We start from the raw sequence: 15,085 nt of genomic DNA on the forward strand, positions 1-15,085 counted from the left end.
CCGTGGGGGCCTGGACGGCCCCGGGCTGCTTGTACTATCAGCCTCCAGATTACTGTGCCGTGGCGGATCTCTTGACCGAGTCCCAGAGCGAATCGACCCATTGCAGGTCCTCGGGGGCTTCTTCGGCGGCCTTGCGGTCCGCTTCCTCCACTCCGTTTTCGCCCTTGACCAAATACCGTGTTTCACCGGGCATCACCAGGAAAATGCGGTCCCTGGCCTGCTGCTTGATATAGGCCGGATCCTCCCACCGGCCCAGCTGGACCTCCAGGTCAGCCTGCACTTCCTGCGCCTGTTCAATTTCCGCCTTGGCAGCGGCAATATCCGAACGCTGCTGCAGGTAGGTGCGCACCGAGGGAGCCAGCAGCACGGTAATGGCCACCATCACCATGGCCAGCACCAGCAGCCTGCCGGAGAACGCCTTGGCCGGCACGGGCCGCAGCTCGCTCCCGGGCGCCTCGCCTGCCCCTGTTGCAGCCCGCTTCTGCGTCCGGTCCGGCTCCGGCCCGTCCTGCCGGCGGATGTCCCCAGACAGCTGGGAACGGATGGCAGCGCGCGCATCGGAGGCTGCCGCCGCGCCTCCGGCATTCCTGGGACGCCCCTGGCGCTCCACCGGTTTGGCGGCCTTCGTCCCGGCTGGCTTGGTGACGCTGGAGGCGCTGCCGCTGGACTTGGTTGCACCGGATTTGGCGGCGCCTGGCTTGGCGGCGCCGGGCTTGGTCCCGGCGGATTTGGCGGCAGCAGGCCGGGGCACCTTGGGACGTCGGGTTGGCATGCAGGTCCTTCTTTGCGTTGATCAGTGGTAAGTCGTCACGGACCGGAAACCAGTGTGGGCGGGTCTCCTCCAATGAGGTTACCCACCCACGGTGCTACAGCCGGTTCCGCAACGCCTGCGGGGTTGACCGCAGGCGTTGCGGAGGCACGGCGTGCTAGGCGTTGAAGCGCGGGAAAGCGCTGCGCCCGGCGTAGCGTGCGGCGTCGTCGAGCTCTTCTTCGATGCGCAGGAGCTGGTTGTACTTCGCGACGCGCTCGGAACGGGCCGGGGCACCGGTCTTGATCTGGCCGGCGTTGGTGGCAACGCAGATATCGGCGATCGTGGTGTCTTCGGTCTCGCCGGAGCGGTGCGAGGTGATGGTGGTGTAGCCGGCACGCTGGGCCATGGTGATCGCGTCCAGGGTCTCGGTCAGGGTGCCGATCTGGTTGACCTTGACCAGCAGGGAGTTCGCGGCGTTGTTCTTGATGCCGGTCTCCAGGCGGGACGGGTTGGTGACGAACAGATCGTCACCCACCAGCTGGACCTTGTCGCCCAGGCGGGCGGTCAGTGCCTGCCAGCCGTCCCAGTCCTCTTCGTCCAGCGGATCTTCGATGGAAACCAGCGGGTAGTCGCGGACCAGTTCCTCGTAGTAGGCGGACATTTCCTCGGCGGTGCGGTTCTGTCCCTCGAAGACGTAGGCACCGTCCTTGTAGAACTCGGAGGAGGCAACATCCAGAGCCAGGGCAATGTCGTTGCCCGGAACGTAGCCGGCACGCTCGATGGCTTCGACAATGAGGTCCAGGGCAGCACGGTTGGAAGGCAGGTTCGGTGCGAAGCCGCCTTCATCGCCGAGGCCGGTGGAGAGGTTCTTTTCCTTCAGCACGGACTTGAGGTTGTGGTAGACCTCCACGCCCCAGCGCAGGCCTTCGGAGTAGGTCTGGGCACCCAGGGGTACGATCATGAATTCCTGGATGTCCACGTCGGAGTCAGCGTGCGAACCGCCGTTGAGGATGTTCATCAGCGGCACGGGCAGGATGTGCGCGTTGGGGCCGCCGAGGTAGCGGTACAGCGGCAGGGCTGCGGACTCGGCAGCGGCACGGGCCACGGCCAGGGAGACGCCGAGAATGGCGTTGGCGCCCAGGCCGGACTTGTTCTCGGTGCCGTCCAGATCAATCATGGCCTGGTCGATGGCGCGCTGGTCAGCGGCGTCAAAGCCCAGCAGTGCCGGCTGGATCTGCTCGATCACGGCTTCGACGGCCTGCAGCACGCCCTTGCCCTGGTAGCGGTTCTTCTCTCCGTCGCGGCGTTCGTTGGCTTCGAAGGCGCCGGTGGAAGCACCGGAGGGAACTGCGGCCCGGCCGAAGGTGTCGTCGTCGAGCAGCACCTCCACCTCAACGGTCGGGTTTCCGCGGGAGTCGAGGATCTCGCGGGCATGGATGGCATCGATGATGGCCATTGAATTGCTCCTGTTCGTTGGAACGATGGTGGAAGAACTAACGTCCTGCCTATGCGGCAGGCCACGGTGTCTGCCTCTTAGCCTAATAGAATCGGGGCCGCGGGTAAGGTCCGGACGCCGAATACGTGCGCTCAGCGGCCGCTGATCAGTCTGCGGCGCCTTGGCTGCGGTCCGTGTACCGGCGGACGGCGGCACGCAGCGCCGACTCGGCGTCGTACCCCTGTTCCGAGGCGCGGCGGACCATGTCCAGCAGCGCATCCCCCAGTTCCGCCTCCCCCGCAAACGGGGCATCCTGGTTCATCGGGGATGCCGGGACGGGCGGCAGCGGAAGGTCTGCCCTGCGGGCGCGGCCCAGTGTTTTGGCGGCCAGCAGCAAGGCCGGCATGGACGCGGGGATACCTTCAAAGGCGGACGTCCGGTCCGGAGTTTCGGTCTTTTTCGCCTGGTCCCAGGCGGCTTCGATGGCGGCAATATCCGCAGACCCGGAGTCCTCCCGGAGCGACCCGTCGGGGGCGAAAACGTGCGGATTGCGGCGGATCATTTTGGCCGTGAGCGAATCCACAACATCGGCCACGGAAAAACTGCCGGTCTCCTGCTGCAGGCGGGCGTGAAGCAGCACCTGCAGGAGCAGGTCGCCGAGTTCCCCGCGCAGTTCGGCAGCGCGTTCCGCACCGGCGGTGCCGCCTTCGATGGCCTCGATGACCTCGTAGCTTTCCTCCACCAGGTATTCCAGCAGGGATTCATGGGTCAGCGCAGCGGTCCAGGGGCACCGTTCACGCAGGGTGCCGATGACCCGGGCGAGGCGGGTGAACCGCTCGCCCAGGTCATCGGGAAGGTCTGTCTCAGCCACGGGCGCGGTTGAATCCCTCGGTCACAAAGGCGGAGAGCGCAGCACGTTCATCCAGCGGAAGGAACGCGGCGTTCACGGCGTTCATGGTGAGCTCCAGCAGGTCATCGAGGTCGTAGTCGAAGGTGTCCATCAGCAGCTCGAACTCGCCGGTGAGGCTGACGTGGCTCATCAGCCGGTTGTCGGTGTTCACCGTCACGGCGAAGCCGGTCTGGTACAGCAGGTCAATGGGGTGGGTCTCGATGTCCTCCCCGAAGGAGGCAACGGCGCCGGTCTGCAGGTTCGAGGACGGGCAGACTTCCAGGGCAATGCCTCGGTCCCGCACCCAGCCGGCAACCCGGCCGATGCTCACCATGCCCACTTCGGGCTCGTCCGGGGCCGCGGCGTCGTCGGCTTCGAACTCAACCGTGATGTCTTCGGCGATCCGCACGCCGTGGCCCAGCCGCAGGGCCCTGCCGTGCACCAGCGCATCGACGATGCTGTCGAGGCCCGCGGCCTCGCCGGCGTGGACCGTGGCCGGGAACTGGTTCTCGGCCAGGTAGGTGAAGGCCTCGTCGAAGCGCGAGGCCGGGAAGCCGTCTTCGGCACCGGCAATGTCGAAGCCCACGGCGCCCGAATCCCGGTGCCGCACTGCCAGTTCGGCGATTTCCATGCCGCGGTCCGCGTGCCGCATCGCCGAGATGAGCTGGCCTACCTGGATGAAGCTGCCTGCCGCCTCGGCGTTGATGACCCCTTCCTCCAGTCCGGCCTGGACTGCTTCAACGGCCTCGTCCAGGCTCAGTCCGCCGCGCAGGTGCTGCTCCGGTGCCCAGCGGATCTCGGCGTACACCACGCCGTCGGCCACGAGGTCTTCCACGAATTCGCGGGCAACGCGGGTCAGTCCCTCGCGCGTCTGCATCACGGCGATGGTGTGGTCGAAGGTTTCGAGGTAGCGCGGCAGCGACCCGGAATCCGCCGACTCGCGGAACCACTCCCCCAGGGCCACCGGATCGGTGGCGGGAAGCTGGTGGCCGGCGTCTGCTGCCAGTTCGATGATCGTTGCCGGGCGCAGGCCGCCGTCCAGGTGGTCATGGAGGGAGACCTTCGGCAGGCTGCGTACGTCGAGTCGGGAAGGGTTTACGGAGGAATCTGTAGGCTCAGTCACACGGCAACTCTACGGTGTCTCAGGCGATCTTCCGTGTGCTTTCGTCATCTTCGGCCGGCTCTGTGTCCTCCGCCGGACGCGGTGCTCCCGGAGCGGTACCGCGGACCATGGTGATGATGCGGTCGATGACCAGGCCCAGGACCAGTGCGCCGCTGACGCCGACCACCACACCGAGCAGGTGGTGTTCGGTAAACCAGGAACCCGCTATGGCACCAATGGCCACACTGTATGCCGCCCAGACGGCACCGGAGATGGCGGTCAGGAAGACAAAGCGCCGGCGCGGAAACCCGGTGGCACCCGCGGTAAGGTTCACCACCACCCGTCCGACGGGAATGAACCGGGCCACGAGGATCAGGGACACCGAGCGTTTCTCCAGCTCGTGCCGCGCCCAGGCAAAGGACCGGCGCGTCTTGGGGCGCCTCATCCAGCCGAACCGGTCCATGCCGATCCCGCGTCCCATCAGATAGGCGAGGTTGTCGCCCAGGAACGCGCCCAGGGCGGCCGCCGGAATAATCAGCCAGATGTTCACCCCTGCGCCGCTCATGGAGAGGGAGGCCAGCGCAACCACGAGGGACTCGCTCGGTACCGGCGGAAAGAAACCGTCAATCAGACAGCACAGGAACAGACCGATGTATACCCACGGGGAGCCCGCGGTGGAGAGGATGAAACTGTTGATGCCGTCCACTGTTCCACTGAGAAAGTCCAACAGTTGCCGCTCCTTGGGTTGGGCTCTTGATCCTCTACAAGCATGCCACGAACGCAGAGGTGCCCGTGGCGTTCTGCCACGGGCACCTCGGTACGGGCCGGCCTGAAACTGCTAGCTGATCCGGTCGATAATCAGCCGGTTTGCCGGGCGTGAGCCCTCGGGCGCAATAACGACGGCGTCCGCCAGCGCTTCACGGGCACGGTCGAATTTCTCCGGGGTATCGGTCAGCAGCGTCATGAGCGGCTCGCCGGCCCGGACCGTGGCACCGGGCTTGGCGTGCATCACGACGCCGGCTCCGGCCTGGACGGCGTCTTCCTTGCGGGCCCGTCCTGCGCCGAGGCGCCAGGCGGCGACCCCCACGGAGAGGGCATCCAGTTCCACCAGCACGCCGTCGGCCGGCGCGTAGATGGTCTCGGATTCCCTGGCCACGGGCAGTGCCGCATCCGGGTCCCCGCCCTGCGCGGAGATCATCCGGCGCCAGACGTCCATGGCCCGGCCGTCCTTCAGCGCTGCCGCGGGATCGGCGTCGCGCACTCCGGCCGCGGTGAGCATTTCCTCGGCGAGGCGGACGGTCAGTTCCACCACGTCTTCGGGTCCGCCGCCGGCCAGCACGTCCACCGATTCCTGTACCTCGATGGCGTTGCCGGCCGTGAGGCCCAGCGGGGTGGACATGTCCGTCAGCAGGGCAACGGTGTTGACACCGGCGTCCTTGCCCAGGGCGACCATGGTTTCGGCGAGTTCCCGCGCCATGGCCTCGTCCTTCATAAACGCACCGGAGCCCACCTTGACGTCCAGCACCAGGGAGTCGGTACCCTCGGCGATCTTTTTGCTCATGATGGAGGAGGCGATCAGCGGAATGGCTTCCACCGTGCCGGTCACGTCGCGCAGTGCGTAGAGCTTTTTGTCGGCCGGGGCCAGGCCTGCACCGGCAGCGCAGATCACGGCACCCACGTCGCGCAGTTGGTTCATCAGCGCGCTGTTGCTCAGTGACGCCTGCCATCCGGGGATGGCTTCCAGTTTGTCCAGGGTGCCGCCGGTGTGGCCCAGCCCGCGGCCGGACAGCTGCGGAACGGCCACGCCGAACACTGCCACCAGCGGGGCGAGCGGGAGGGTGATCTTGTCCCCCACACCGCCGGTGGAGTGCTTGTCCGCGGTGGGCTTGCCCAGCGAGGCGAAGTCCATGCGCTCACCGGAGGCAATCATGGCCGCGGTCCAACGGAAGATTTCCTCGCGGTTCATGCCGTTGAGCAGGATCGCCATGTTCAGCGCGGCCATCTGCTCGTCGGCGATGGTGCCCCGGGTATAGGCGTCAATGGTCCAGTCGATTTGCGCGGCGGAGAGGACGCCCTTGTCCCGCTTGGTGCGGATGATGTCTACGGCATCGAAGTCTGTACTGTTCATGCGTATTTACCCTTCCAGGTGTTGCGGTCCAAAAGCGTCAGGCAGGACCTCGTCCATGCTGCGGATGCCGCTGACGGTCATCAGTTCCATCCCGGGAGCACGGAATTCATAAAGCAGCTGCCGGCAGCGGCCGCACGGCATCAGCACCGCGCCGGAGCCGTCCACGCAGGTGAACGCCACCAGGCGTCCGCCGCCGGTCATGTGCAGCTGGCTGATCATGGAGCATTCGGCGCAGAGCGTCAGCCCGTAGGAGGCGTTTTCTATGTTGCAGCCGGAAACAATTCGGCCGTCATCGGTCAGTGCGGCGGCACCCACCGGGTACTTCGAGTACGGAACGTAGGCGTGGGCGAGGGCTGCACGGGCATGCTCCAGGAGCACGTCCCAGTCCGCTTGGGGGGTCTGAGCGGTCATGTCTTTCCTTCCGGTTGCGCCCCGGCCCGGTATGGGCCGGAAACGACGGCGGGACCGGCGGCCGGTGTTCCGGCCGCCGGTCCCGCTGCGGTTATCCCTTGATGTACGGCACGCCGCTGGCTGCCGGTCCGCGGGAGCGGCCCACCACGCCTGCGACGGCGAAGATGGTCACCACGTACGGCAGCATGGACAGGAACTGGCTGGGGACCGGAGTTCCCAGCAGGCCCAGGACGTACTGCAGGTTGGTGGCGAAGCCGAAGAGCAGGGCTGCTGCTGCGGCGCCCAGCGGGTTCCAGCGGCCCAGGATGAGCGCTGCCAGGGCAATGTAGCCCTGACCGCCGGTCATGTCCTGGCCGAAGCTGGAGACGGAGACCAGGGTGAAGAACGAACCGCCGATGCCTGCCACCGCGCCGGCCAGCAGCACGTTGGTGAAGCGGGTCCGGTTCACGTTGACGCCCAGGGTGTCCGCCGCCTTCGGGTGTTCACCCACGGCACGGGTGCGCAGTCCCCAGCGGGTGCGGTACAGCCCGAAGTAGACAGCCGCCACCGCGAAGTACATCAGGTAGCCGATCAGTGACTGGTCAAAGAGGATCGGCCCGATGATCGGGATGTCCGCCAGCAGCGGGATCCGGATGTTCGGCAGCCGAGGCGCGGTGTTCAGCTCCGCGGCGTTGTTGCTCAGGACGGTGGAGAACAGGAATCCGGTGAGTCCGGAAACCAGCACGTTGAGCACCACGCCCACAATCACCTGGTTGACGATGTACTTGATGCTGAACACCGCCAGGACCAGGGAAACGAGCACACCGGCGATGGCTGCCGCGAGCAGGCCGATGAACGCATTGCCCGAGAGGGAACCGGCCACGGCGGCGGCAAAGGCGCCGAAGAGCAGCTGGCCCTCGATGGCAATGTTGACCACGCCGGAGCGTTCACAGAGCACGCCCGAAAGCGAACCGAAGACCAGCGGTACGGCCAGCGTCACGCTGCCGGCCAGCAGGCCGTACAGGGCAACATTGGGGTTGCCGGTGCTGCCCACGGACCAGGCAAGGAAGCCCGATACGAAGACGACGCCGAAAATGATCGGCAGCCACAGGGGCAGCCGACGGCCCGAACGGACCAGGACAAAGGACCACGCGGCCAGCAGCACCAGCGCGATGGCGCCGGCCCAGCCGAAGGCCCGGGCTGAGAAGACCAGGTCCGGCAGCGTGATGGCCGCTTCCGGGTCGGTGAGGCGGAAAGTGACCTCGGTGTCCGGGGAAAGGAACGCGAAGAAAACCAGTCCGAGCAAGGCCAGCACGCCCAGCAGGATGGGGGTTTTCCAGCTTCGCACTACTGTTTCCGGCGCCGGGGACGGCGCGGGGGCTGTGGTGGTTGCGGTGCTCATGCTGCTCCTCCGGCGGCTTCGGCGCTCTTGCGGTTGGTGCGGAAGGCTCCGGGTGGCGGGATCCTGAACAGGGAACGCACCAGGGGCGGGGCTGCAATGAACAGGACGATCAGGGACTGGACCACCAGGACAATGTCAATGCTGGTCCCGGTGTTGGTCTGCATGGCCACGCCGCCGGCACGGAAGGCGCCGAACAGCAGGCCTGCCGCGAAGGTCCCCCACGGCGTCGAACGTCCCAGCAGTGCCACGGTGATGGCATCGAAGCCGAAGCTCGCGGCGACGTCTGCGGTCAGCACGCGTTCGGTGCCGGAGACCTGCGAAACGCCGGCCAGGCCGGAGAGTGCACCGGCGATCAGCATGACCACCACGTAGCCCTTGGTGGTGCTGATGCCTGCGTTACGGGCGGCGTCGGGGTTGGCACCGACGGCGCGGAGCTCAAAGCCGACCGTGGAGCGGTTCAGCAGCCACCAGACGAAGACGGTGGCGGCGATGGCCAGTACGAAGCCCCAGTGCAACCGGAAGCTGTCCCCCAGGAGTTTGGGGAACATGGCGCTTTCGTTCAGCTGCGGGCTGATGGGGTTGTTCGATCCCTCGCGCTGGAAGCCCGGGGTGGTGAGCAGGTAGGCCACCAGCTGGATGGCGACGTAGTTGAGCATGATGGTCACGATCACTTCGTGCGCACCGGTACGGGCCTTCAGCAGGCCGGCAATGCCGCCCCAGATGGCTCCGCCGAGCAGGCCGGCAATGATCACGAGCAGCAGGTGCAGTGCCATGGGCAGCTGCCAGGTGAACCCGACCCATCCGGCCAGTGCGGCTCCGATGATGATCTGGCCCTGGGCGCCGATGTTGAACAGGCCGGCGCGGAACGCCAGCGCGACGCCGAGGCCGGCGCAGATCAGCGGTGTGGCAGTGGTTAGTGTCTGGGTCAGGGGGTAGATGGCGCGGGTGAAGCTCGCTGCCTCGAAATTGACAATCGAGCCCTGGAAGAGCGAATAGTATGCGCCCGCGGCGGCGTCCCATGCGGCGGCGAAGAAGTCTCCGGGCCGGTTGAAGAGATAGCCGGCCGCGGCGGTGGTGTCCTCGTCGGTCAGGGCAATCAGCACCCCGCCGACCACGAGCGCCATCAGGACTGCCAGCACGGACACCAGGCCGCTGCCGGTCACGATGCGTTCGAGCACGCCCGGTGCCGCATCGGGACCGGCTTTGATGGTGGTTCCTACGGCAGCGGCGGGCGGCGGCAGCTGCCCGCCCGCGGTTTCGGCCGCGGCTTCCAGCCGGAGCTCTTCAGCTTCCGACGTTTCGCGGTCTGCGTTGTGCCCACCTTCGGTGGACTTTTCCGGGCTCACAGGGCCCCTCCCTCGGTATTGTTTTCTTCTGACGCAGCTTCGCGGGCCAGTGCTTCTTCGGCCGTCATGCCGGCCATCATCAGGCCCAGTACGTTCCGCGAGGTTCCTCCGGGCACAATGCCCATGAGGCGTCCGCCATACAGCACGGCGATGCGGTCACCCAGTTCCAGCACTTCGTCCAGTTCCGTGGACACGATCATCACCGGCGTGCCCGCATCGCGTTCGGCGATGATCCGCCGATGCAGGAACTCGATGGAGCCGACGTCGACGCCGCGGGTGGGCTGGCTCGCGATGAACAGTGACAGCGGACGGGACAGCTCCCGTGCCATGACCACCTTCTGCTGGTTGCCGCCCGAAAGCGTGCCGGCCAGGGCGGCGGCGGACTGGGTCCGGATGTCGAACTCGGCAATCTTCCTGTCCGCGTTGGCGGCGACTACCGAAGGCTTCATGGACGGCCCGCTGGCGAACGGCGCCTCGTTGTACTGGTTCAGGACCAGGTTTTCGGCCACCGAGAACGTTCCCACCAGGCCGTCCACGGAACGGTCCTCGGGGACGAATCCGACTCCGGCGTCGATGATCCGGCTGGTCTTCATGCCTACCAGTTCCCGGCCGTCGAGCTTGATGGACCCGGCGACGTGTTCCTGAAGGCCCATGATCGCTTCGGTGAGTTCGGTCTGGCCGTTGCCCTGGACCCCGGCCACCGCCAGGATTTCGCCCTTGGCAATGCCGAAACTGAGGCCGTTCACCACGGCCTGTCCGCTCCCGGACAGCACGGAGAGATTCTCCACGCGGAAGGTTTCCTCGCCCGGCGTTGCCGCTTCCCTGCCGAGGGTCAGGCTCACGGAGCGTCCCACCATCAGTGCGGCCAGCTCGGTTGTGCTGGCGGAGGGCTCCGCCTGGCCCATGACCTTGCCGCGGCGGATCACGGTGATGACATCGGACACCGCCTTGACCTCGCGCAGCTTGTGCGAAATGAAGACCACGCCTTTGCCGTCGCTGGTGAGCTGGCGCATGATGGCGAGCAGCTCGTCCGTTTCGCGGGGCGTCAGGACGGCGGTCGGTTCATCAAGGATCAGCACCTCGGCGTCCCGGATCAGTGCCTTGATGATCTCCACGCGCTGCTGCACGCCGACGGGAAGGTCTTCGACCACTGCGTCGGGATCAACGTCGAACCCGTACTTGTCGGAGATTTCGCGGATGCGTGCGCGGGTGGTCTGCAGGTTCAGCGCGCCTGCGAGGCGGGTGGACTCGTTACCCAGCGCGACGTTCTCTGCCACGGTAAACACGGGCACCAGCATGAAGTGCTGGTGCACCATGCCGATTCCGGCAGCCATGGCGTCGGACGGGCCGTTGAAGGTCACCGGTTTGCCGTCGAGGAGGATCTGCCCCTCGGTAGGTTCATACAGTCCGTAGAGGACGTTCATCAGCGTCGATTTGCCGGCGCCGTTTTCACCCAGCAGGCTGTGGACCTGCCCGGGTTCGACCACGAGGTCGATGTGGTCGTTGGCAACCAGCGAACCGAATCGCTTAGTGATGCCCTTGAGTTCGAGTTTCACAAAACCCCAACCAATCTGTTCGAAAGTGCTGTGTGGGTGGAAAAGCCGCTACGCGCCGGAGCACGCTGCGGTGTGGAGGGAAAACCTGGTGTGCACAGACAAACCGCCATGCCCCGCAGCGTGGCTGCGGGACATGGCGGTAGTTTGCCTGCAGGCAGTCCGGTGCCCGTTACTGCTGGGGGCTGGACTTGGATTCGACCTTGATCTCACCGGAAATGATTTTTTCCTTGAGGTCTTCGATAGCGGTCTTGACCTCATCCGGGACGTTGCCGTCCTGGTCGTGGAACGGAGCCAGGTCGACGCCGCCGTTTTCGAGCGTACCGACGTAGGCCTCGGAGCTGAAGTTGCCCTCGGCGGATTCGGTAACGATGTCCTCAACGGCGTCGCCCATGAGCTTCATGACCGAGGTCAGGATGTATTCCTGGCCGATGCCGGCGGTCTCGTAGCCGTCGGAGTCAACCCATACGGCCTTGACGTCCTTGCCGCCGTCGTTGGCTTCAACCACGGCTTCCATGGTGCCCAGGCCCACCGGACCGGCGACGGGCATGATGATGTCGGCGCCTTCGTTGATGAAGTTCTGCGTCAGGGTCTTGCCGGCGGCACGGTTGTCGAAGCTGTCAACGAAGGAGTCGCTGCCGAGGAGCTTTACATCGGTGCCGTTCTCTTCGTTGTAGTACTCGATGCCGTCGGCGAAGCCCTCCATGAAGATGGTCACGGTGGGGATGTTCATGCCGCCGTAGGTGGCCACGGTGCCGGTCTGGGTGGTGCCTGCGGCAACATAGCCGGCCAGGAACGCAGCCTGGGCCGTGTCGTAGATGATCGGCTTAACGTTGTCGAGCTCAATGGCGTTGTCATCAACGATGGCGAAGTTGGTGTCCGGGTTCGCTTCTGCCGCGTCCTTGGTGGCATCGGAGAGCAGGAAGCCGACGGTGACGGTCAGGTCGCAGCCTGCATCCACCGTGCTGTTCACGTTGTTGGTGTAGTCGGATGCATCCTTGGACTCGACTTCACGGGTTTCAATGCCCAGTGCATCCTTGGCAGCCATGAGGCCTTCGTAGGTGGACTGGTTGAACGAGCGGTCATCCCAGCCACCGGCGTCGGAGACAATGCAGCCGGTGAAGTCACTGCTTGCAGCAGCCTCGGAGCTGCCCTCGTTCTCCTCTTCCGGTGCAGCGCCGCAACCGGAGAGCAGGAGTGCCGAGACGCCGAGCATGGCGGCGGAGACGCCGGCATTGCGCTTGAAGCTGCGCGGGAAATTCTTCAATGTTCCTCCAGGAAAGAAAATGGCGTTCGCCCTATGAGGGTATCCGGCGCCTCTCCCTGGTCCTGCCGGGAGGAACGCACCGGTACCCGGTGTGATGCGGCGCTCCGTCCGTCGTTGGACCGCAGCAAGACAACCATAGTGTCTCCGAAGCGACACCAGTCACATTTAGGCCCCGTGGGAACAATTGTTTACATGTTGTTATCAAATGACACGGGACGGCCCGGGGCATACTGCTAATCTCCGTGCGCGCGCCGGAACGGCCCCTTGGCAGCTCCGCGCCGCGAAAGACATGCCCCCTAGTGCCGAAGCCCGCGGGCTGCACGCAGGGCAGCAGCCGCCATCACGCTCACGCCGCAGCTGATGGCCCGCTCATCGGGGTTGTAGTCCCCGCGGTGCAGGTCGAAGGTCTCTCCGCCGGGAGAGCGCGTACCCAGCCGCATCAGGGCACCCGGAACAGCCTGGGTCATCCAGGCGAAGTCCTCGCCGCCCATGGACTGCGGGGCCAGGACGACGGCGTCTTCCCCCAGTTCCGCGCGGGCACAGGCCTCAATGAGGCTGATTTCGGCGTCGGCATTGATCACCGGCGGCACGCCGCGGGTATGTTCCAGGGCCACCTCGACACCGAACGGGGCGGCAACTTCCCGGACCACCTTGTCCAGGAGCTCACCGGCGGCGTACCAGGCCTCGGCGTCCAGGCAGCGCATGGTCCCGGCCATGAAGCCGTGGCCGGGGATCGCGTTGGGTGCCGATCCCGCATGCATCTGTCCCCAGACCACGGAGACACCGCTGCGTACATCGATCCGCCGGGACAGCACGGCGGGGACGCTGACGGCAATCTCGGCCAGGGCGAAAACCAGGTCTTCGGTCAGGTGCGGCCGCGAGGTGTGCCCTCCCCGTCCGCTGAGTTCAATCCGGATGGTGTCCGACGCCGAGGTAATGGCGCCGATGCGGGTGCCGATCTGGCCAACGTCCACCCGCGGATCGCAGTGCAGGGCAAGGATGCGCGGAACGCCGTCGAGGGCTCCCTGTTCAATGACAGACAGGGCGCCGCCGGGCATCACTTCCTCAGCGGGCTGGAAGATCACCCGGACGCGCCCGCCGAGTTCACCGGCGGCGTCGAACTTCGCCAGCACCTGGGCAACGCCGAGCATTACCGTTGTGTGGATGTCATGTCCGCAGGCGTGGGCTATGCCGGTGTGCTCCGAGGCATAGGGCAGGCCGGTTTCCTCCAGGACCGGAAGGGCATCAATATCCGCTCTCAGCGCCAGCCGGAGGGGGCCGTCTCCGATGTCCACCACCACGCCGGTGTTCTGCAGACGCTTGGGTGCGAGGCCGGCTGCCTCGAGTGCTTCGACGATCCGATCGGTGGTCCGGTACTCCTTGGTTGACAGCTCGGGGTGGGCATGGAGGTCCCGCCGGAAGTCAATCAACCCGCCCAGCAACGGAGCCACACTTCCCCGAATCGAGGGGACAGGTGAATTGCTCAACGGGATAGTTTGCACAACCTCTAGGTTAGCCAATTCAGCTTGGAAAACGGGAATATGCACCCCCGGATGCGACCACTTATGACACGTGCGTTCCCCGCCTACAGGACGTCGGTGTCTCCGCTGGCCTTCAGATGCTCAACGGCTTTCTTGACTTCCTGGGCATGTTCCTTGGTGGTGACCAGCAGGGCGTCGGGTGTATCAACAATCACCACGTCCTCGATGCCGATCAGGGCGATCACCCGCTTGGTGTCGGAGACGACTATCCCGCTGGCATTTTCCGAATACACCCGGGCCCCGTCACCCATGACGGTGAGGTCACTGTTCTCCTCGGCCGGGTTCAGCCGGCCGATTGCGGCGAAGTCCCCCACATCATCCCAGCTGAAGGCACCCGGAATCATGGCGACGTCGCCCGCAGCCGCGGCGGGCTCGGCCACCGCATAGTCGATGGCCGTTTTCGGCAGGGTGGGCCAAATCCGCCGTACAACCTCCCGGCGGCGGGTCGTGTCCCAGGCATCGGCGATTTCCATCAGACCCGCGTAGAGCACCGGCTCGTTGGCTTCCAGATGCTTCAGCATCAGGTCCACGGGGGCCACAAACATGCCGGCATTCCAGCTGTAGCTGCCGCTGGCGAGGTAGGTCTGCGCCACGTCGGCCGAAGGCTTTTCGACAAACTCGACCACGGAATGCGCACTGGGGGCGCCCGCGACGTTCAGCTGCTCCCCCGCACGGATATAGCCGAAACCGGTGGAGGGATGCGTCGGCTGGATGCCGATGGTAACAATGAAGCCCTGCGCCGCGGTATGCACTGCCTCGCGGACGGCCTCCTGGAACACTTCAACCGGGGCGATCACCTGATCGGCCGCAAAGGAACCCATGATGATCTGCGGGTCGCGCTTATAGAGGATGGCCGCAGCGAGGCCGATGGCCGCGGCGGAGTCCTTGGGCTCAAGCTCCAGCACCAGGTTCTTGTTGGAGATTTCGGGCAGCTGCTGCCGTACCGCCTGCCGGTGCACCGCGCCGGTGACCACCATGACCCGGTCTCCGCTCAACGGTGCCAGGCGGTCATAGGTGGCCCGGATCAGGGTGGAACCGGAGCCGGTGAGGTCATGAAGGAACTTCGGTGCGGCCGCCCGCGACAGCGGCCAGAGCCGTGTGCCGACGCCGCCGGCCGGGATCACGCCGTAGAAACGGTCGAGAACGGCGGACGAAGGTGCGGGGTTTGCCTTTTCAGTACTCATCACAGCCAAGATTAGCCGAGGCAGGGCCGGGGTTCGGGGAAGCCGGAGTTTTCTACACTCTTTCCGGCGTCAAATCAATGTAAGCAGGGTCACACCA

13 protein-coding genes are annotated in these 15,085 nt (G+C 65.7%); all 13 read right to left on the reverse strand.

Annotated elements, in window-relative coordinates; genetic code table 11:
- Positions 1-49: 49 nt before the first annotated feature.
- On the reverse strand, positions 50-772 hold the full coding sequence (locus tag AC5RTS_RS02770; RefSeq protein ID WP_493990550.1) for an FtsB family cell division protein: 723 nt from the start codon (positions 770-772) through the stop codon (positions 50-52).
- 154 nt (positions 773-926) lie between these two features.
- Complete coding sequence (eno, locus tag AC5RTS_RS02775) at positions 927-2,207, reverse strand: phosphopyruvate hydratase (RefSeq protein WP_493990551.1); 1,281 nt, start codon at positions 2,205-2,207, stop codon at positions 927-929.
- Positions 2,208-2,352: 145 nt separating this feature from the next.
- Positions 2,353-3,057 (reverse strand): MazG nucleotide pyrophosphohydrolase domain-containing protein, encoded by a 705-nt coding sequence (locus AC5RTS_RS02780; protein WP_493990552.1) that lies wholly within the window; start codon positions 3,055-3,057, stop codon positions 2,353-2,355.
- Positions 3,050-4,198, reverse strand: a complete 1,149-nt coding sequence (locus tag AC5RTS_RS02785; protein ID WP_493990553.1) for an adenosine deaminase — start codon at positions 4,196-4,198, stop codon at positions 3,050-3,052. The genes AC5RTS_RS02780 and AC5RTS_RS02785 overlap by 8 nt, the downstream gene beginning before the upstream one ends.
- A 19-nt stretch (positions 4,199-4,217) precedes the next feature.
- Complete coding sequence (locus AC5RTS_RS02790; protein WP_493990958.1) at positions 4,218-4,883, reverse strand: DedA family protein; 666 nt, start codon at positions 4,881-4,883, stop codon at positions 4,218-4,220.
- A gap of 132 nt (positions 4,884-5,015) precedes the next feature.
- Complete coding sequence (locus tag AC5RTS_RS02795) at positions 5,016-6,305, reverse strand: thymidine phosphorylase (RefSeq protein WP_493990554.1); 1,290 nt, start codon at positions 6,303-6,305, stop codon at positions 5,016-5,018.
- A 6-nt stretch (positions 6,306-6,311) separates the two neighbouring features.
- Positions 6,312-6,716, reverse strand: a complete 405-nt coding sequence (locus AC5RTS_RS02800; RefSeq protein ID WP_493990555.1) for a cytidine deaminase — start codon at positions 6,714-6,716, stop codon at positions 6,312-6,314.
- A gap of 91 nt (positions 6,717-6,807) precedes the next feature.
- On the reverse strand, positions 6,808-8,097 hold the full coding sequence (locus tag AC5RTS_RS02805; protein ID WP_493990556.1) for an ABC transporter permease: 1,290 nt from the start codon (positions 8,095-8,097) through the stop codon (positions 6,808-6,810).
- Positions 8,094-9,443: an ABC transporter permease gene (locus AC5RTS_RS02810; protein ID WP_493990557.1), complete on the reverse strand. Its 1,350-nt coding sequence runs from the start codon at positions 9,441-9,443 to the stop codon at positions 8,094-8,096. Before AC5RTS_RS02810 ends, AC5RTS_RS02805 begins: the two co-directional genes overlap by 4 nt.
- Positions 9,440-10,999, reverse strand: coding sequence for an ABC transporter ATP-binding protein (locus AC5RTS_RS02815; protein ID WP_493990558.1), 1,560 nt, complete (start codon positions 10,997-10,999; stop codon positions 9,440-9,442). Before AC5RTS_RS02815 ends, AC5RTS_RS02810 begins: the two co-directional genes overlap by 4 nt.
- A gap of 169 nt (positions 11,000-11,168) precedes the next feature.
- A complete protein-coding gene (locus AC5RTS_RS02820) occupies positions 11,169-12,263 on the reverse strand; it encodes a BMP family lipoprotein (RefSeq protein WP_493990559.1) in 1,095 nt (364 codons plus the stop codon).
- A gap of 296 nt (positions 12,264-12,559) precedes the next feature.
- Positions 12,560-13,750: an amidohydrolase gene (locus AC5RTS_RS02825; protein WP_493990560.1), complete on the reverse strand. Its 1,191-nt coding sequence runs from the start codon at positions 13,748-13,750 to the stop codon at positions 12,560-12,562.
- 98 nt (positions 13,751-13,848) lie between these two features.
- A complete protein-coding gene (locus AC5RTS_RS02830) occupies positions 13,849-14,988 on the reverse strand; it encodes a mannose-1-phosphate guanylyltransferase (RefSeq protein ID WP_493990561.1) in 1,140 nt (379 codons plus the stop codon).
- Between the last annotated feature and the right edge of the window lie 97 nt (positions 14,989-15,085).

The sequence above is a fragment of the Arthrobacter sp. MDT1-49-2 genome (assembly GCF_059090185.1).